General features: G+C 31.3%; 16 protein-coding genes. 15 read left to right on the plus strand and 1 reads right to left on the minus strand.

Annotated elements, in window-relative coordinates; translation table 11 throughout:
- Nucleotides 1–57: 57 nt before the first annotated feature.
- From OLM57_RS08040 to OLM57_RS08095, 12 genes are all read left to right on the plus strand, one after another.
- Entirely contained in the window at nt 58–1,065 is a 1,008-nt protein-coding gene (locus tag OLM57_RS08040; RefSeq protein WP_264566684.1) for an NAD-dependent epimerase/dehydratase family protein, read from the plus strand.
- 361 nt (nt 1,066–1,426) lie between these two features.
- Nucleotides 1,427–2,956 carry a lipopolysaccharide biosynthesis protein gene (locus tag OLM57_RS08045; RefSeq protein ID WP_264566685.1) on the plus strand — a complete coding sequence of 510 codons (1,530 nt, stop codon included), beginning with the start codon at nt 1,427–1,429 and terminating at the stop codon, nt 2,954–2,956.
- Nucleotides 2,957–3,236: 280 nt separating this feature from the next.
- The gene (locus OLM57_RS08050; protein ID WP_264566686.1) at nt 3,237–4,154 is read left to right on the plus strand and encodes a polysaccharide pyruvyl transferase family protein; all 918 of its coding nucleotides are present in this window, start codon (nt 3,237–3,239) and stop codon (nt 4,152–4,154) included.
- 223 nt (nt 4,155–4,377) lie between these two features.
- Nucleotides 4,378–5,415: a hypothetical protein gene (locus OLM57_RS08055; RefSeq protein ID WP_264566687.1), complete on the plus strand. Its 1,038-nt coding sequence runs from the start codon at nt 4,378–4,380 to the stop codon at nt 5,413–5,415.
- 117 nt (nt 5,416–5,532) lie between these two features.
- The gene (locus tag OLM57_RS08060) at nt 5,533–6,564 is read left to right on the plus strand and encodes an EpsG family protein (RefSeq protein ID WP_264566688.1); all 1,032 of its coding nucleotides are present in this window, start codon (nt 5,533–5,535) and stop codon (nt 6,562–6,564) included.
- 95 nt (nt 6,565–6,659) lie between these two features.
- The gene (locus OLM57_RS08065) at nt 6,660–7,598 is read left to right on the plus strand and encodes a glycosyltransferase family 2 protein (RefSeq protein ID WP_264566689.1); all 939 of its coding nucleotides are present in this window, start codon (nt 6,660–6,662) and stop codon (nt 7,596–7,598) included.
- Nucleotides 7,599–7,653: 55 nt separating this feature from the next.
- Entirely contained in the window at nt 7,654–8,736 is a 1,083-nt protein-coding gene (locus OLM57_RS08070) for a glycosyltransferase (protein WP_264566690.1), read from the plus strand.
- A gap of 64 nt (nt 8,737–8,800) precedes the next feature.
- Complete coding sequence (locus OLM57_RS08075) at nt 8,801–9,961, plus strand: right-handed parallel beta-helix repeat-containing protein (RefSeq protein ID WP_264566691.1); 1,161 nt, start codon at nt 8,801–8,803, stop codon at nt 9,959–9,961.
- 28 nt (nt 9,962–9,989) lie between these two features.
- Entirely contained in the window at nt 9,990–11,147 is a 1,158-nt protein-coding gene (locus OLM57_RS08080; RefSeq protein ID WP_264566692.1) for a glycosyltransferase, read from the plus strand.
- Entirely contained in the window at nt 11,148–12,047 is a 900-nt protein-coding gene (locus tag OLM57_RS08085) for an NAD-dependent epimerase/dehydratase family protein (RefSeq protein ID WP_264566693.1), read from the plus strand.
- Between the two features lie 14 nt (nt 12,048–12,061).
- Nucleotides 12,062–13,174, plus strand: a complete 1,113-nt coding sequence (gene gmd / locus OLM57_RS08090; protein WP_264566694.1) for a GDP-mannose 4,6-dehydratase — start codon at nt 12,062–12,064, stop codon at nt 13,172–13,174.
- 78 nt (nt 13,175–13,252) lie between these two features.
- Nucleotides 13,253–14,185, plus strand: a complete 933-nt coding sequence (locus tag OLM57_RS08095) for a GDP-L-fucose synthase family protein (RefSeq protein ID WP_264566695.1) — start codon at nt 13,253–13,255, stop codon at nt 14,183–14,185.
- A 387-nt stretch (nt 14,186–14,572) separates the two neighbouring features.
- Here the strand turns inward: OLM57_RS08095 and OLM57_RS08100 are convergent, their stop codons facing one another.
- Entirely contained in the window at nt 14,573–15,331 is a 759-nt protein-coding gene (locus OLM57_RS08100; RefSeq protein WP_264566696.1) for a hypothetical protein, read from the minus strand.
- A gap of 349 nt (nt 15,332–15,680) precedes the next feature.
- On the opposite strand from OLM57_RS08100, the gene OLM57_RS08105 reads away from it, so the two are divergent.
- The 3 genes from OLM57_RS08105 to rfbD all read left to right on the plus strand — a co-directional run bounded on the left by OLM57_RS08105 (nt 15,681) and on the right by rfbD (nt 17,740).
- Nucleotides 15,681–16,130 (plus strand): dTDP-4-dehydrorhamnose 3,5-epimerase family protein, encoded by a 450-nt coding sequence (locus OLM57_RS08105; RefSeq protein WP_264566697.1) that lies wholly within the window; start codon nt 15,681–15,683, stop codon nt 16,128–16,130.
- Between the two features lie 69 nt (nt 16,131–16,199).
- Nucleotides 16,200–16,748 carry a dTDP-4-dehydrorhamnose 3,5-epimerase gene (gene rfbC, locus OLM57_RS08110; protein WP_264566698.1) on the plus strand — a complete coding sequence of 183 codons (549 nt, stop codon included), beginning with the start codon at nt 16,200–16,202 and terminating at the stop codon, nt 16,746–16,748.
- A 137-nt stretch (nt 16,749–16,885) separates the two neighbouring features.
- Complete coding sequence (gene rfbD / locus OLM57_RS08115; protein WP_264566699.1) at nt 16,886–17,740, plus strand: dTDP-4-dehydrorhamnose reductase; 855 nt, start codon at nt 16,886–16,888, stop codon at nt 17,738–17,740.
- Nucleotides 17,741–17,779 lie beyond the last annotated feature (39 nt).

Raw genomic sequence — 17,779 nt, forward strand, 5'->3', positions numbered from 1 at the left:
TTAAAAGTATTTGTTCACTTTCTGTTCTAAGCAATAAAAATTAAAATTTAAAAGAAAATGAAAATATTAGTAACTGGAGCTGCCGGTTTTATTGGCTATCATTTGGTTAAATCTTTGCTTAAAAATGGGAATGAAGTTATTGGGATTGATAATATTAATGATTATTATGACGTCAATTTAAAATATTCCCGTTTGATGAAAACGGGTATTGATAGTAAACTGATAACCGAAAATAAAGAGTTAATGCAAAGTAGTATTTATCACAAATATAGTTTTGCCAAAATTGATATTACTGACTTAATACGATTAGAAGAGTTATTCAATCAAGAAAAATTTACTCATGTGGTTAATCTTGCAGCTCAGGCAGGGGTTCGTTATTCTTTAGAAAATCCCCATGCTTACATTCAATCTAATATAGTCGGCTTTGTTAATATTTTAGAATGTTGTCGTCACAATAAAATAGTGCATTTGCTTTATGCTTCTAGTTCGTCTGTTTATGGAACAAATTCCAAAATTCCATTTTCTGAAGACGATCGCGTAGATCATCCAGTTAGTTTATATGCAGCAACAAAGAAAAGCAACGAGTTGATGGCATTTTCCTATAGTCATTTATATAACCTACCAACAACAGGATTACGTTTTTTTACAGTTTATGGCCCTTGGGGAAGACCAGATATGGCTCCTATGCTTTTTGCCAATGCCATAACAAAAGGAGAATCAATAAAGGTTTTTAATAATGGTGACATGCAACGTGATTTTACTTATATTGATGATGTAGTTGAGGGTATAGTGAGATGTATTGCCATTTTACCCAGAACAGAACCTAAAGCAGATATTTTTAATGTAGGAAATTCCAAACCGGTAAAATTAATGGATTTCATATCTATAATGGAAGATTGTATTGGAAAAAAAGCTTTGAAACAATTTTTACCTATGCAAGATGGAGATGTTAAGGTTACTTATGCAGACACTTCATTGATTCAAAAAGCAAAAGGCTACAGTCCCGATTCTGATTTGAAAATGGGGACTCAATTATTTATCAAATGGTTTAATGAATATTATTAAGTTTAGAATTTGAAACTCTAACTTGGTATAAGTTTTCAGCATTCTTCGCCTATAGGTACTAAACAAATTCTAAAATGAAAGACGAAATTAAAAGTTAATTAAACATCAGTTTTTAGTCATCCCAATCTATTAGAATAGTTAGATTAATTTGAAATGTCAAACGTAAAAGAGGTAGGAAATTTATCAGAGAAATAAATTTCAATATTCTGGTTATCAGTAGTTTAATCTCTAATTTCAAGAGTGAAATGTTTTTAGAAGGAATTAGTGAAAAGTAATTCTATCTTCAGTTAAGATTGGAAATATCATAAAAATTGAAAGAGGGAACTTTTATCTTAATCAGTTTAAAAATATTATAAAAAAAATGCCAAATTCAAATTCAAAAAGAATTGTCAAAAATACTCTTTTACTCTACGTAAGAATGTTTTTCACAATGGGTATATCGCTATATACTTCTAGAGTAGTCTTAAATACGTTAGGGGTAAATGATTATGGTGTTTACACGATTGTAGGCGGAATTGTGACATTGTTTAGTTTTTTTAATGGAGCTATGTCATCAGCAACACAAAGGTTTCTGACTTTTGACATAGGTAGAAATGATTCGGAACAATTAAAAAAAACGTTTAATGCTACATTAAATATTCATATAGCCATAAGTATTCTAGTGTTTGTTTTAGCTGAGACATTCGGGTTGTGGTTTGTTAATAATAAGTTAAATTTGCCTTTGGAAAGAATGGTGGCAGTTAATTGGGTATACCAGTTTTCAGTATTTACTTTTTTATTAGGAGTAGTACAAGTTCCTTATGATGCATTAATTATTGCAAGAGAAAAAATGAATATTTATGCTTATATGAGCATTGTCGAAGTCTTTTTAAAATTGATAATTCTTTATTTACTTTATTTTTTTGCATTTGACAAACTTATTCTCTATGCTGGTTTGTTATTTTTTGTTTCCTTTTTAGTAAGAACGGCACATAAGATTTATTGTAAAATAAATTATGAGGAAAGTAAATATGAATTTTACTTTGAAAAGGAATTGTATACTAAATTAATCGCTTATTCAGGATGGAATTTATTTGGAAACATTGCTATAGTTGCAAGGGGGCAAGGGATGAACGTGATTATTAATCTTTTTTTTGGCACAGTTTTAAATGCAGCTTATGGAATAACACTTCAAGTACAATCGGCGGTAAATGTTTTTGTTATGAATTTTCAAATGGCTGTAAATCCTCAAATTATTAAAAATTACGCAAAAGACCATATCGAATTATGTAAAAGCCTTATTTTTCAAAGTGCAAAATTTTCATATTTTTTGATGTTAATCATTGTTTGTCCCATCTTGACAAATGTAGATTTTGTCTTAAAAGTATGGCTCAAAACCCCTCCGCATTATACGTCGCAGTTTGTCACTCTTTGTTTGTTAAATTTATTAATAGATTGTATTTCAGGTCCTTTGATGACCGGAGCCCAGGCAACAGGAAAGATTAAATGGTATCAAATTGTTGTAGGTAGTTTGGTTTTTTTAAACCTGCCAATAGTGTATCTGTTACTGAAGATATACAATAAGCCAGAATTGATTTTTTATACGAGTATTTTAATTTCTATCTTTTCATTCTCGTTCAGGCTTTATTTTGTAAATAAATACTTAAATTTATCTGTTAAACAGTTCATTACAGAAGTCATTGGTAGAATTGCAGTAGTTAGTTTGATTGCTATGATAATTTTTATCTTATTAAATAATTTTTTTTATATATCAAACGAATGGATTTCAGTTTGTGTTAGGGTATTTTTTGTAGAATTTGTCCTAGTAGGCTGTATTCTTATTTTTGGAATTAATAAACGAGAGCGGGAGTTGATTCGTCATACTATTTTTGAGAAATTTTTAAAACGATAGTTTAGAATGAAATTCAGCAGAAAAAAAAGCTAATTCAAAAATATAATCCATGAGAATACATTATTTGGCTTTCAAACAAAACAAAATTTAAATTTTACATATACCATATAATCAACGAAATATCAAAGATATAATTGATTTTGAAAAAATAAAATATTTGCAAATTATTTAAAATCTAAAGTTTATGTTTAATAAAAATATCGAATTTAATTTAAAATATTTTTGGTTTTCAATAATTTATTAATGAATCTTTCTTTAAACAATTAGTAAAAAAAATTAAATGAATACTATTTTCATGTATTGGTTCAGAATGGAAGGCGATAGACAAAATTTCGGAGATGTCTTAGGTCCTTATTTAGTTGAAAAATTAACTGGAGCTAAAGTTACTTATGTGCCAATTAAATGCAGTACTTTGAAAGGAGTCGCGATATACATATATAGGATTTTGTGGGGTAGTAACAAAATTAAAGACCTTATTTCCTTATTAAAAAAAGACAGGAGAAAACCTACGCTGATTTCTATAGGCAGTATTATTGGATGGTATAATTCTCCAAATTGCAATATATGGGGTTCTGGAATAATGTTCAAAAATGATGCTATTACTAATGCCAATTTTTATGCAGTTAGAGGAAGATGCACGCAGCAGAGATTAAAAGAATTAGGATATCAGGTGCCAGATGTCATTGGAGACCCAGCATTACTATTGCCTTTGGTTTATAATCCTATTCAAGAAAAAAAATATAAATTAGGGATCATTCCTCATTTTGTTCATTTTGATCAAACCTCAAAACAAATAAATAATCCTGATGTCCTGATTATTAATTTACTTGACAATATAGAAAAAGTGGTTAAAGATTTAAAATCATGTCAATTCACTATTTCCAGTTCTTTGCATGGAATAATTGTTTCCCATGCTTATGGAATTCCTTCGCTTTGGTATAATTTGCCTGGTGAAAAATTACATGGGGATAATATTAAGTTTTTAGACTATTTTTCTTCAATTGAAATTGATAATTATGAACCTTTTGAAATTCAATTTTCAACTAAAATTGAAATTGACTCGATAATAAAAAATATTGATGATCATTGTGATATTTTAGCCATTAGTGATGTTTTGAAAAAACTTCAAAAAGGATTGTTGGAAGTTGCTCCATTTGAATTATTAATGGAATATAAAGTTAATGTTTTAAAATTTTAATTTCCTATTTGTTACTATTTAGATAAATTATATATCACCTAATATAAGTACTTTTAAATTTAACATCTTTTGTTCAAAATAAAAACGATTAAGTTGCGTCTGTAGGGAGTTTAGAATTATAGTCACTTTAAAGTAAAATTGTATTTACTTTTAGAATCCTAAATAAAGCAAAACTTTAAAAGAGTTGAAATTTTAATTACTGATAAAAAATTTAAAATTTATTATGAAAAAATTATATTATTTTGGGCATTCAGTAAAAGGCAGTTGCGATGGAGGGAGTTCCAGAAACAAGGCTTTTAGAAGTTCTTTTTTGAAGAAAAAAGCAATAATGGTTCCCATATATAATACTAATCTTTTTATTCGTTTTGGATCGCTGCTAAATGTTTTGAGAATCATGATTTTATCGAAGGATAATATCTTATTTATTCATCAAGGAACACTCATTTTTTTATTTCCGATTTCTATTCTGAAATTTAGTTGGATAAGGGTACTCGTATTTAAATTAATTCAACATACAGTAAACCGAAATGATGTAACTATTGAGGTTAACGATTTGCCCTATGAGCAAGCTATAGATTTAGAATTGTTTGTTGAAGAAACCCATAAAATTTTTCAAGACCAATTATATGCTTTAAAAAATGCTAAATATGTATTTGCCTCACATGAAATGGGGAAATATGTATATGATACTTTCAAATTGAATTACAAAGTGATCATCAATGGCTCAAACGAAATAAATGAGTCATCAGATTCAGGAAAGATTCATGAATGTTTTAACAGTACTGAAACTAAGTTTATTTATGCAGGAAGTTTGAATAAAGGCAGACAAATTGAAGCTTTAATTTCAATTTTTAGTAATCGAAAAGAAATTTTAATACTTATAGGTGAATGGGGAGAATGGATGTTAGATTATAAGTTGTCCAGCAATATTTTTTATTTGGGAAAATTTCAGGAAGAACATGCCCATTATTTGACTTCAAAATGTGACGTTGGCATCATTCCTTACGATGAAACTCGATTTTATTATAATATTTGTTATCCCACAAAAGCCTCTTTTTATATTACTGCAGGAATTCCTTTCTTGTCTACTCCATTATTGGAATTAAAAAATGTTTTCGAAGATAGTGGAATTGTCTATTTTGTTCCTTTTAAAGAATGGGAGTCTTTTATCAATGATTTTGACATTGCTAGTTTTTTTGATATAAAAAAAAGAATAAAAAACGAAAAGTATAAATTCTATTGGAATGATTTATTGAATTGATTTTTAAGAATTAATGCAATAGAGTTAGTAGTTGTTATTTCAGAAATTAATTTGAAGGTACTGTTAAATAGAGACCGAATTATTCACGGTCTCTTGGATATAAAAGATAATTAAAATATGGTGTATGTTATTATTACAGTATTTATAGCACTTTCTGTTTTTGTGATTGTTCCTCAGAAATCAAATATTAACAAGAGTATTTGTTTTTTATCAATTGGTTTTTTTCTTGTTCTTATTGCTGGTTTTCGTAACGATGATGTTGATAGAGATTACAAAAATTATCTATTAGCTTATTACAGTAATTATGAAACAACTAGATTTGAACCCACTCTTACAATTATAGTAACATTTGTAAAATATACATTTAATAATCCCATTTTTCTTTTTGTAATATACGCGATAATTGGAGTGAGTTTAAAGTTTGTCGCTATTAAACAGCTTTCAAAATTGTACCTATTATCTGCACTTTTATATGTAAGTAATTTTTTTATATTACAAGAGATGACCCAAATCCGTGTAGGCATAGCTTCTGGAATTTTGCTTCTGTGTATTAAGCCTTTATATGAACGAAATTTTAAAAACTTTTTTTTTCTGACTTTAATTGCGATAAGTTTTCATTATTCATCTGTCATTATATTGCCACTTTGGTTTTTAAATCCATTTTCTTTAAAAAGGAATTTATATTTCAGCATTGTACCTTTATCTTATCTAATGGTTTTTTGCGGTTTAACGCTTGGTTTTTTAATAGAGCGACTACCAATAGAGCAAGTTCAAAAATTGTATACCATGTATAAGTTGCAGATAGAAAATGGTGAAGGAGATGTTATTAATTTATTTAATTCTTTACAAGTTTTACGATGTTGCATTCTTTTGTTTTTGATTTATAAAATCGACATATTGTCATTAAGAAATAGATACTCTATCCTCCTTGTTAAAATTTATACAATCGCTTTAAGTTGCTTTGTCATTTTTTCCGACATTCCAGTGGTTAGTTTTAGGATAAGTGAGTTGTTATCAATCGTTGAAATAGTATTAATTCCATTTTTACTATATGTTTTCAAAGAAAAAAAGATAGCTGTTTTGTTCCCTATAACTATAGGTTTATTTATGTTATTGATCAATTTGTTTTATATAAAACTCATTTTATAAATTGAAACTAAATTATTATTTTCATTCTTAAATTTTTGTAAAAAGAGATTTGTAATGAAAATAGATTAATTAGATTAAGCTAAAAGAATACAAATATGATCAAGGATAAAATTCTTATTTTACTGTCAACCTATAATGGGGAGAATTATTTGGAAGAGCAATTAGATAGTTTATGTACACAGGAAGGAGTTGAAATTCATTATTTGATAAGGGATGATGGATCTACAGATAGTACACAGGATATTTTAAAAGCTTTTTCATCTAAAAATTTAACTGCTGAACTAATTTTTGGCAAAAACATCGGTTGTATTAATAGTTTTACTGAGCTTCTTAAATTGGCGGGCAATTATACACACTCTTTTGATTATTTCGCTTTTTGTGATCAAGACGATATTTGGTTAAAGAATAAATTATTTGTTGCAATTCAAAAACTAAAAAAAATGTCTTTTAGTAAGCCTGCGATGTATTGTTCTAATTTATATTTGATTGATGAAGAGGGAAATTCTATTGGGGAAATGCATAAAAGAGGCAATGTAACATTTTCTAAAGGACGATCTTTAGTAGAAAGTATAGCAACTGGATGCACAGTAGTTTTTAACAGAAAAGTTGTTGACTTTTTTTTGCAATATCAGCCTAGTTACATGACTATGCATGATTTATGGATTTTTCATATGTGTGCTTTTTTAGGAGAGGTTTTTTATGATGATGTGCCTCATATTTTATACAGACAGCATAGCAATAATGTTATAGGCTCAAAAGCAACATTAATTTCTCGTTGGAAAAATAGAATGAAGTCTATCAAGACATTATCTAATCAGCATTACAGAGAATTAGAAGCAAAGGAGATGCTTAGACTATATAACGATATTCTTTTAAGTCAAGATCGGCAAATAATAAGTATTGTTGCTTATTACAAAAAAAATTTATTTTCGCGATTAAGATTTCTTTTACCACCCCGGAGGAGTGATTTAAATATGAGTAAGCTAGAATTGAACTTTTGGCTTAAAATACGTATTGTATTAGGTTTCGTATAATTGATGCTTTGTCAATTATAGAACAATGTTCTTTAATAATCTTTAAATAATTTTAATGCTCAACAGGATTTATATATATCCCCGTTATTCCTCTAAAGGGCCAAGTAGTAGGTATCGTATTTATAATTATCTAGAATATTATAAAGAAGAGGGTTATTCCATTAGTGTACATCCCTTATTTGGCGATTGGTATCTGGACTCTATTTGGGAACATCGTCCCAAATGGAAAATTTTCCATAAAATATTTTTTGCTTATTTTAAAAGATTGATTCTAATTTTATCAATGCCTTCAAATTCGATAGCTTATATTGGCGCAGAATTATTTCCTTATTTGCCATATGGTTTTGAGAACATATTCAAATTAAAAAAAGTAAAATACATTATAGAATTTGACGATGCTATTTTTCACTATTATGATATGAATGCCTCAAAGCACATTAGGAAATTTTTAGGAAATAAAACAGCAAAGGCAATTGTAAATGCCTCTTATGTGATTACCGGTGCAGAATATTTGACTAATTTTGCTATGCAATATAATCAATCGGTTCTTGAGATTCCAACTGCAATAAATGCCGAAAAATACATTAGCAGTGAGCCAATTTCCGGTGAGGAGTTTGTGGTTGGTTGGATTGGGTCTTTTTCTCAGAGTATTCATATAATTAACCTTCTGCCTGTATTTAAGCGTCTTTCAGAAAATTATAGGTTTAAATTACGTTTGGTTGGTTTCGATAAATATTTAGAAAAATATTTAAAAGGAATACCGTATGAAATTATTGTATGGACAGATGAAGGTGAAATTGCAGAGATGTCAAAGTTTTCAGTTGGGATTATGCCCCTTGATGATTCCCCATTTAGTAATGGGAAATGTGCTTTTAAATTGATACAATATATGGGTGTTGGTATCCCAACTATTTCAACTCCATTACGATCCAACATAAATGTAAATCGAGATTCAGCAAATATTTTTGCGTCAACTCAAGAAGAATGGTATATAGCTTTTGAAAAAGTTATTCAAAATAAAGAGCACTATATTAAAGTGGGCCAAAAAAATAAAGAGATTGCAATGGAGTTTTATACAATACAAGCTAATTATGCAAAATATCTGTCTGTTTTTAAGTCACTTTTTAGCAGGCAATAGCGGCAAATGATTCCAAATTAATCAAAAAGAATTCATTTATTAAATTAATATAATTTTTATAAGTATGAAGAATTCAGTGATACTATCTTTTCTGTTTTGTGTTTTTCTTTTTTTTTCTTTTCAAATTGTAAAGAATCAAGACGTTTTCGTATATAAGGATTCACCTGAAAAATATAAAAGCAACAAAGGTAATTTTGGAAAAACTACTTTGATCTCCAAAAAAATGATTGATGCTTCATATCCTATAGTGAAGAGTTTGCCAGTTGGTTATGATACAATGGGTAAAACAGATTATACTGATTTAATTCAGTCGGTTCTCGATACCTATAATAATGTTACTTTTCCGGGATTCCCATTATTAGTTAATCCCAAAGGGTTAAGTTTAAAAAGTAATAGTCAAATTATTTTTAATAAAGGTGCTAAATTATTGATGGAACCAAATTCCAAGCAAAAGTATGAGGTTCTCAGATTACATGGAGTAACCAATGTAAAAGTCTATTCTCCTACTATTATTGGAGACAGAGAAGGGCATACGGGTACAACAGGCGAATGGGGCTTCGGAATCTCAATTCGAGGATCCCAAAAAATTAAAATTTTCAATGCAGTAATTAAAAATTGTTGGGGAGATGGCATATATCTTGGCACCACAGGAACTTTAACTAATTCAGATATACTAATTCAAGATTGTTATTTAGACAATAATAGAAGAAATGGAATTTCAATTATATCGGGTATTAATATTTCTATTTCAAATACATTAATTTCAAATACAAATGGTACTGCACCTATGAGTGGAATTGATATAGAACCTAATACAAATAAAGAAGAGTTAGGTAATATTATTATTAAAGATGTAATCACTTTCAATAATAAAAATGAAGGAATTTTAATCGCTTTAAGAGGTTTGTATGGTAAAAATAATAAGGACATAACTGTGGCTATAAATAATCATTTAGATGATAATTCTGGTTCAGCAATGGGGTTTGCATTTCCAAAGGAGAATACTACTTTTAAGAATATTGGAGGAAATATAGTTGTTACTAACTCTGTCTGGAAAGGGGATTACCCTAATTTAGTTAAGTTTCACGACAATAATAGTAATTTCGTTACTGTTAAATTAGTACGTCCTAAAGCACTAAATAAAGATGATAACTTATCTACTGAAAAAATGAAAGAATTAAAAACCAAATTAAAAAAAGGGAATAATTTTTTACTAACGGAATAATTTTTTTACAACTAATATAATTTATAATATGAAAATAGCCCTAGTGGAGAATTTTGGAGCTGATTTTGTAGGGGCAAGACTGCGATATGCATTGTTTTTAAAAGAGAATGGTATAGAAGTGACGGCTATTATACCACAAGATGGTCATCGGGAGGTAATTGTAAGGCAAGGAATAAGAGTTATAGAAGTAGGAGCAAATATTCGCGGGAATGGAATCGCAAATAAAATAAATTATGCCATACAATTAAAATCTGTCTTAAAAAGCGAATCATTTGACATTGTGCATTTTTATCGATTGCAACCTAATATTATTGGAACCTTTATTGCCGGATCATTTACAAATTCCAAAATTGTAAATCATGTTACTGGTTTAGGGGTAGCATTTACAAACAGAAGTTTAAAGAACACATTCTTGCAGTTTGTCATTAAGAAATTATATCATACTAATAATTTTTGTTTTTCTCCTTTTACAATTTATCAAAATAAACAAGATGCTTTTGATTTAGGAATTCATAGAAAATCTATCTGCATAGAAGGCAGTGCCGTAAATGAAACTAAGTTTGATAAAGAGATTATACAAACAAAAAGAGAGGCGATTTTTAATTTAAAAAAAGAAATCGGAATAACTGTCGATAACACTAAAGTGTTTTTGTTTGTATCACGCCTTTTAAAGGAAAAGGGTATTTTAGAACTAATAGAAGGTTTTATTGAAGCCCAAAAAAAACTCAAAACACCGATTTTTTTATTGATTGTTGGATGGAGTGATATAGAAAATCCATCATCAGTATCACTTAAAGCATTAGAAGAGCGTATAAAAGATTATAGCAATGTGAAACTTCTTGGCAAAAGATCAGATGTAGATTTGTTATTAGCATTAAGTGATATCAGTATTTTACCAACCTATTATAGAGAAGGAACACCTCGATTTTTATTAGAATCAATGTCAATGGGTAAGGCAATAATTACTACAGATATGCCTGGATGTAATCATTTAATTCCGACCGGTGAAAATGGAGAACTAATTCAACCCAAAAGTGTTACTGCAATTGAGAATGCTATTTTGCGTATTTTAAATCGCGATTTAATTGATTTAGGCATTAAAAGTAATGAGTTGTATCAAGAGAAGTTTTCAGAAAAAAAAGTATACCCTGCAATTTTGAAACTATATAAAACGATTTTGAGCTAAATGAATATTTTACTTACCGGGAGTTCAGGCTTTGTTGGCACTAATCTTAAAAATTATTTAGAAAATTCGAGCGAGATTCGTTGTCTTTCTGTTCGTTATAAGGAAAATCAGTTTTTTAAATTTGATGAAGGTGCCCTAATTCATCTAGCTGGTAAAGCCCATGATTTAAAAAAAGTTTCCAGTTCACAGGATTATTACGATGCCAATTTTAAGTTGACCAAGCAATTGTTTGATGCTTTCCTAGTTTCGGAGTTGGGAGTTTTTATTTTCATGAGTACTGTAAAAGCTGTGGCAGATGAGGTTGAAGGAATATTGGATGAAGATGCAAAACCAAATCCTAAAACGCATTATGGCATTGCGAAACACCAAGCAGAGGAATATATATTAAGCCAGAAATTGCCGAAAGGCAAAAGAGTTTATATCTTAAGACCCTGCATGATTCATGGGCCGGAAAACAAAGGAAATCTCAATTTATTATACCAATTGGTTGCCAAAGGACTGCCCTGGCCATTGGGTACATTTGAGAATCAACGCTCTTTTTTGAGTATCGAAAATTTGTGTTTTGTTATTAAGGAACTGTTGGAAAATGAAATGATTCCTTCTGGGGTTTATCAAGTGGCTGATGATGAAGTTTTTTCTACCAATGAATTGATTCGATTGTTAGCAACTACTTTGGGCAAGAAAAGTAAAATATTGAACTTATCAAAAAATATGATAAGGGCTATTGCAAAATCAGGAGACTATTTGCACTTACCCTTAAATTCCGAGCGTTTGCAAAAGCTAACGGAGAATTATGTTGTGAGTAATCAAAAGATAGTAAAAGCTATCGGAAAATCGCTACCTGTTTCTTCGAAGGAAGGTTTGATTAAAACTTTTAAATCGTTTAGGAAAATAATATAAATAAAATCATAAAAATGAAAATAGCACTTATCACAGGAATTACAGGACAAGACGGTGCGTATCTTGCTGATTTATTATTAAAAAAAGGATATGAAGTTCATGGTGTCAAACGCCGTAGTTCTTTGTTTAATACCGATCGTATTGATCATTTGTATCAAGATCCTCATGAAAAAAATGTGCGTTTCAAATTGCATTATGGGGATTTGAGTGATTCTACGAATTTGATACGTATCATTCAGGAGGTACAACCCGATGAGATTTACAACTTGGGTGCGATGAGCCACGTAAAAGTCAGTTTTGATACGCCAGAATATACTGCAAATGCTGATGGTATTGGTACTTTGCGTTTGTTGGAGGCAATGCGTATCTTGAAACTAACCAAGAAAACCAAAATTTATCAAGCGTCAACCTCAGAGTTGTATGGTTTGGTACAGGCAGTTCCGCAATCCGAAACCACTCCTTTTTATCCTCGTTCGCCTTATGCAGTGGCTAAGATGTATGCCTATTGGATTACGGTGAATTATAGAGAAGCTTATGGAATGTTTGCCTGTAATGGAATTTTATTCAATCACGAGAGTCCTCTACGAGGTGAAACTTTTGTGACCCGTAAAATAACCAGAGCAGTATCAAAAATGGCGTTAGGTTTGCAGGAGAATTTGTTTTTGGGTAACCTTGATGCTCGCAGGGATTGGGGACATGCCAAAGATTATGTAGAAGCGATGTGGCTGATTTTGCAACAAGATGAGCCGGAAGATTTTGTAATTGCCACAGGTGTTACGACTACCGTTCGTGATTTTGTAAGTATGTCTTTTTCTGAGGTTGGTATTACAATAGCGTTCCGAGGAGAAGGGGTTGATGAAAAAGGATATGTAGTGGCTTGTTCCAATCCTGATTATCAAATTGAAATAGGTAAGGAAGTAGTAGCTGTTGATAAAGCTTATTTCCGTCCAACGGAAGTGGATCTATTAATTGGAGATCCATCAAAGTGTCATGCGAAATTAGGCTGGAAACCTAAATACGATTTATCTATGTTGGTCAAAGAGATGATGGCATCAGACGTTGAGCATTTCGAAAAAGAAAAAATGTTGCAAGAAGCGGGGTATACGGTTAAGAATCAGTTTGAATAGAATAGATATAAATGTTTATAGGCACTAATTCGCAAAATATATGATTGGGAATTGGTGTCATTAAAATAGATGAAAAATATGAACCAACAAGATAAAATATACATTGCTGGTCATCGAGGTATGGTGGGGTCTGCTATTTTAAGAGCTTTACAGGCACAGGGATACCGTAACTTTTTATTAAGGAATTCGGCTGAGTTGGATTTACGGAATCAACAAGCTGTGGCTGATTTTTTTGCACAAGAAAAACCAGATTATGTTTTTTTGGCGGCTGCTAAAGTAGGAGGTATTATAGCTAATAATACTTTTAGAGGTGATTTTATATATGAGAATTTGATGATTCAGAACAATGTTATTCATCAGGCTTATGTCAATCAAGTTAAGAAACTGATGTTTTTAGGTTCTTCTTGTATCTATCCTAAGATGGCTCCACAGCCTTTGAAAGAAGATTACTTATTAACGGGGCTATTGGAGCCTACCAATGAACCGTATGCAATTGCCAAAATTGCCGGTATCAAAATGTGTGATGCCTATAGAAGTCAATACGGCTGTAATTTTATTTCGGTAATGCCAACGAATTTATACGGGCCCAATGATAATTATGATTTGAATAATTCCCATGTATTGCCCGCAATGTTGCGCAAGTTTATAGTAGCCAAACGTAATGGAGATGCATCCGTAACCATTTGGGGAACAGGTAGCCCAAAACGGGAGTTTTTGCATGCCAATGATTTGGCCGAAGCCTGTTTGTTTCTGATGGAAAATTACAATGATAGTGGATTAGTCAATATTGGAATTGGTGATGATATTTCCATATTGGATTTGGCCCATCTGGTTAAAAAAACAGTGGGATTTGATGGAGTCATTCTAACAGATACTTCTAAACCTGATGGTACCCCAAGAAAATTGATGGATGTTTCTAAATTGAATGGCTTGGGATGGAAAGCAAAAATCACTTTAGAAGAGGGGATTAAAAAAGTATATGAGGAAATTAAGGATACTGACTGGGAGTAGTTATTGATTGTGAGTTGTGAGTTTTCGGCTATCAGTTTTGTGTTCTTAATTGTCTGTTTAAAAGTTTAAAATGGTTTAATGTTGTGAAAAAGAAGGATAGTGAAGGTGTTTCAATTCAAAATGTTGAAATAAAGGATTTGAATTTACTTTTGGTGATGGTATAACAAGATTGTGCTTCTCGAGGGTACTTCGCTTTGCATAAACTTTTAGAGATCGATGTCCTTAAGATTAAGGATATCTAGCTGTTTTTGTTTTTAATCTAGGTTACGCAAAGGAGCAGAGATGCAAAGAAACAGTTTAAACTTTGCATCGGTGTGGCTCTGAAAGAAAATTAAAGTTTAACTTTATGATGTTGTCAAAGAGTTAGAATTAACAGGTAGTCGTTAACTAGAGATACTGATAAGCTATTATTGTAGCAGTATTGTATTTTCGATGTAAAGCGATGTCCCTGCTGCCTCTTTGTTTTGAAAAGCCAATGAATATGAAAGTGATTTGTAGATTTTGTTCTATTGGAGGGACAACTTCGAGAACTATATTTTGTTTCTCTTCATTTTTTGATATGATAATTGGTTGACCATAGTTAGTGGAAAAGGTATCATTTTCTATGTTCCAATTGGCAATGGCTAGATTGAATGTAACATGGGTGGCTTCTTCGGGCCAGTTGATGTCATTTGCCGGATTGAAGTCGGGGTGGGAAAAACGGTTGTTTCTTATTTCCCATTTATTATTATCAATGAAGACTTTTGATATAGGTCGGTGTTTGTTGCTTTCAAATCCGATTAGAAATTCTTGACCAAATTTGGTTTTAATACCTTCAGTGAATAAACGGGATCCGAGTTCATTTTTTTGATCTTCTTGAAGGACTTCGAGAAGGAGTTTATTGGCTCTGCCCGCAAACCTTCCGTCTTTGGCTTGTTTGTTGAATTCGGCTGCCAATAATCGGAATGTTTTCGCTTTTGTAGCACATTGCCCAAATTCGATGTTTTGCATTCTCGCTTTGTGAAAGGAAGGTAAAGTTTTGAATTTTTCAGTAGTCATGTTAGACTCTGGTTTCAGCCGGGCTCTGTTGATTCCATATTCATCAATAAAAAAGTTTAGATCGTCTATTGTGCCTTCTATTTGAAAGGGTGCTGTTATTTTTGCCATAGTTTTTTTATTGCAATTTAAGAAATATTTCTTGTTAACTATATTTTTTTTGTGTGTTTTTAGCTATATAAATGTATGTTTTTTTAATTGTTCAAGGATATAGAATTTTTTCATTTTGCGCAGAACCAAGAAATTCGAAAATTTAGCAATTATAGACTTGAATTTTTTAGTATTCCCTATATGACTTTAGACTTGCCTCATTTGGAGAACGTACTATTGAAGTTTTGTATTAGGAAATTTGTAATTAAAACAATTCAAATGGGGATGAAAATCAGAATAAAATATTTTGCTTTTCGGCTGATTTTGAATACCAATAGAATTAAGTTTTTTATTAAATAGATGAAAATATATGTCTGAGAATAGTAAATATCCGCAATTGATTGAGGGAGGTATCCATACCGATAGCAGGGGTCAAATTTCTTTTGTGAATGCTATGAAATTTGATGCTATTGAGCGGTTTTATATCATCAGTAACTCAACTGAAAATCCTATAAGAGCCTGGCATGGTCATAAAATTGACAATAAATACTTTTATTGTGTTCAAGGTACTGTAAAAGTGCATTATGTAAAAATAGACAATTGGGAATCACCTTCGAAAGATTTAAAAGTAGAAAGTGTGTTACTTAGTGCAACGGAAAGCAATATTCTTCACATTCCTGAAGGCTACGCCAATGCGATTGAATCTCTGGAAATGGGTTCTAAATTAATTTCTTTTTCGACTTTGCCGCTTGACCGAGCTTCTGAAGATGATGTACGGTTTGAAAGTGGGATGTGGTTAGTTGTGAGTGGTGAGAAGTGAGAATGAATAGTGAGAAGTGAGTGGTGAATAGATAGAAGTGACTTTTTTAAAAACATAAAAAATTATAATATGAATATAGAACCAACTTTTATTAACGATTTAGTTGTACTGACTCTCGATGTATTTGAAGATGAAAGGGGTTATTTTTTTGAGGGGTACAATAAAAATAAATTCAGTGCATTGGGAGTTGACATCGATTTTGTCCAAGACAATCAATCTTTTTCTCAGAAAGGCACTTTGCGGGGACTGCATTACCAGAATCCACCTTTTGCACAAACCAAATTGGTTCGGGTGTTACAGGGTGAAATTATGGATGTGGCAGTTGATTTGAGAAAAGATTCGCCTACCTATGGAAAGCATTTCGGTATCAAATTGACAGCAGAAAATAAAAAACAATTGTTGGTACCGCAAGGGTTTGCCCATGGTTTTTCGGTTTTGAGTGCTACAGCAGTGGTTTTATACAAATGTGATCAGTTTTATAACAAGCAAAGTGAAGGCGGAATTCGATATGATGATGCAACCCTAAATATCGATTGGGGAATGGATTTGAAAGAAGCTATCGTTTCTGAGAAAGATTTGGTTTTGCCGAGCTTTGCAGATTGCAACAGTGCATTTTGAGTTGTGAGTGAGTAGTGAAGGGTTAAAAGTGAGAGATGGCAAATGTGTTGTGGGTTTTTGAATTTTGGATTATTTGAAGCCTTTTTTTCAGATAGATGTGTTTAGTTAACCACTATTAAATATAGTAAAAACAAAAAATGGAAAAAATACTAGTTACTGGTGCCAATGGACAATTGGGTTCAGAGTTGAATGTTTTATCAAAAAACTATGGCCAATTTGAATGGGTTTATACCGATTGGGAAGAATTGAATTTGTGTGATTTGGATAATTTGGCATTGTCCTTAACCAAAATTAATCCACAAATTATTATCAACTGTGCAGCCCATACAGCTGTGGATAGAGCCGAATCGGAATTTGAGTTGTCGGATGTTTTGAATCATCAATCGGTCGCCATATTGGCTCAATGGAGTCATGAGAACAATTGTAAATTGATTCATGTTTCGACAGATTATGTTTTTGACGGTACTGCTTCGACCGCATTAGACGAAACGGCCCAGCCTAATCCTATTAATGTGTATGGAGTTACAAAATTAGCGGGAGAAAAAGCTTGTATGCTAGAAAATCCGGAAGCGATTATTATCAGAACATCATGGGTGTATTCTAGTTTTGGGAACAATTTTGTAAAAACAATGTCCCGCCTGATGCAGGAAAGAGATTCTTTGAGTGTAGTCAATGACCAAATAGGAAGTCCAACCTATGCCGCCGATCTGGCCCAAGCTATTATGACCATCATTGCACACCAGCAATGGCAAGCCGGAATCTATCATTTTTCGAATGAAGGAGAAATTAGCTGGTATGAATTTGCATTGGCGATTCAGGAAATTGGCAATTTTGATTGTGCAATCAGTGGTATTCCTTCTTCGGCTTATCCAACACCAGCAAAACGTCCTCAGTATTCTTTATTGGATAAAACCAAAATAAAAAAAACATTTAGGGTTATAGTTCCCGAGTACAAAGAGAGTTTGGAGAAGTGTATGAAGTTGTTGCGATAGTTAGTAATTGGTGGTAAATAGTGAGAGGTGAATAGCGAG

The organism is Flavobacterium sp. N3904 (genome assembly GCF_025947305.1).
In the GTDB taxonomy this organism is placed as follows: Bacteria; Bacteroidota; Bacteroidia; order Flavobacteriales; family Flavobacteriaceae; genus Flavobacterium.

Bases quoted from the DNA above. Each gene is read 5' to 3' on its own strand.
- OLM57_RS08040 (WP_264566684.1), top strand. From the start codon at position 58: ATGAAAATATTAGTAACTGGAGCTGCCGGTTTTATTGGCTATCATTTG.
- OLM57_RS08045 (WP_264566685.1), top strand. From the start codon at position 1,427: ATGCCAAATTCAAATTCAAAAAGAATTGTCAAAAATACTCTTTTACTC.
- OLM57_RS08050 (WP_264566686.1), top strand. From the start codon at position 3,237: ATGAATACTATTTTCATGTATTGGTTCAGAATGGAAGGCGATAGACAA.
- OLM57_RS08055 (WP_264566687.1), top strand. From the start codon at position 4,378: ATGAAAAAATTATATTATTTTGGGCATTCAGTAAAAGGCAGTTGCGAT.
- OLM57_RS08060 (WP_264566688.1), top strand. From the start codon at position 5,533: ATGGTGTATGTTATTATTACAGTATTTATAGCACTTTCTGTTTTTGTG.
- OLM57_RS08065 (WP_264566689.1), top strand. From the start codon at position 6,660: ATGATCAAGGATAAAATTCTTATTTTACTGTCAACCTATAATGGGGAG.
- OLM57_RS08070 (WP_264566690.1), top strand. From the start codon at position 7,654: ATGCTCAACAGGATTTATATATATCCCCGTTATTCCTCTAAAGGGCCA.
- OLM57_RS08075 (WP_264566691.1), top strand. From the start codon at position 8,801: ATGAAGAATTCAGTGATACTATCTTTTCTGTTTTGTGTTTTTCTTTTT.
- OLM57_RS08080 (WP_264566692.1), top strand. From the start codon at position 9,990: ATGAAAATAGCCCTAGTGGAGAATTTTGGAGCTGATTTTGTAGGGGCA.
- OLM57_RS08085 (WP_264566693.1), top strand. From the start codon at position 11,148: ATGAATATTTTACTTACCGGGAGTTCAGGCTTTGTTGGCACTAATCTT.
- gmd (WP_264566694.1), top strand. From the start codon at position 12,062: ATGAAAATAGCACTTATCACAGGAATTACAGGACAAGACGGTGCGTAT.
- OLM57_RS08095 (WP_264566695.1), top strand. From the start codon at position 13,253: ATGAACCAACAAGATAAAATATACATTGCTGGTCATCGAGGTATGGTG.
- OLM57_RS08100 (WP_264566696.1), bottom strand. From the start codon at position 15,331: ATGGCAAAAATAACAGCACCCTTTCAAATAGAAGGCACAATAGACGAT.
- OLM57_RS08105 (WP_264566697.1), top strand. From the start codon at position 15,681: ATGTCTGAGAATAGTAAATATCCGCAATTGATTGAGGGAGGTATCCAT.
- rfbC (WP_264566698.1), top strand. From the start codon at position 16,200: ATGAATATAGAACCAACTTTTATTAACGATTTAGTTGTACTGACTCTC.
- rfbD (WP_264566699.1), top strand. From the start codon at position 16,886: ATGGAAAAAATACTAGTTACTGGTGCCAATGGACAATTGGGTTCAGAG.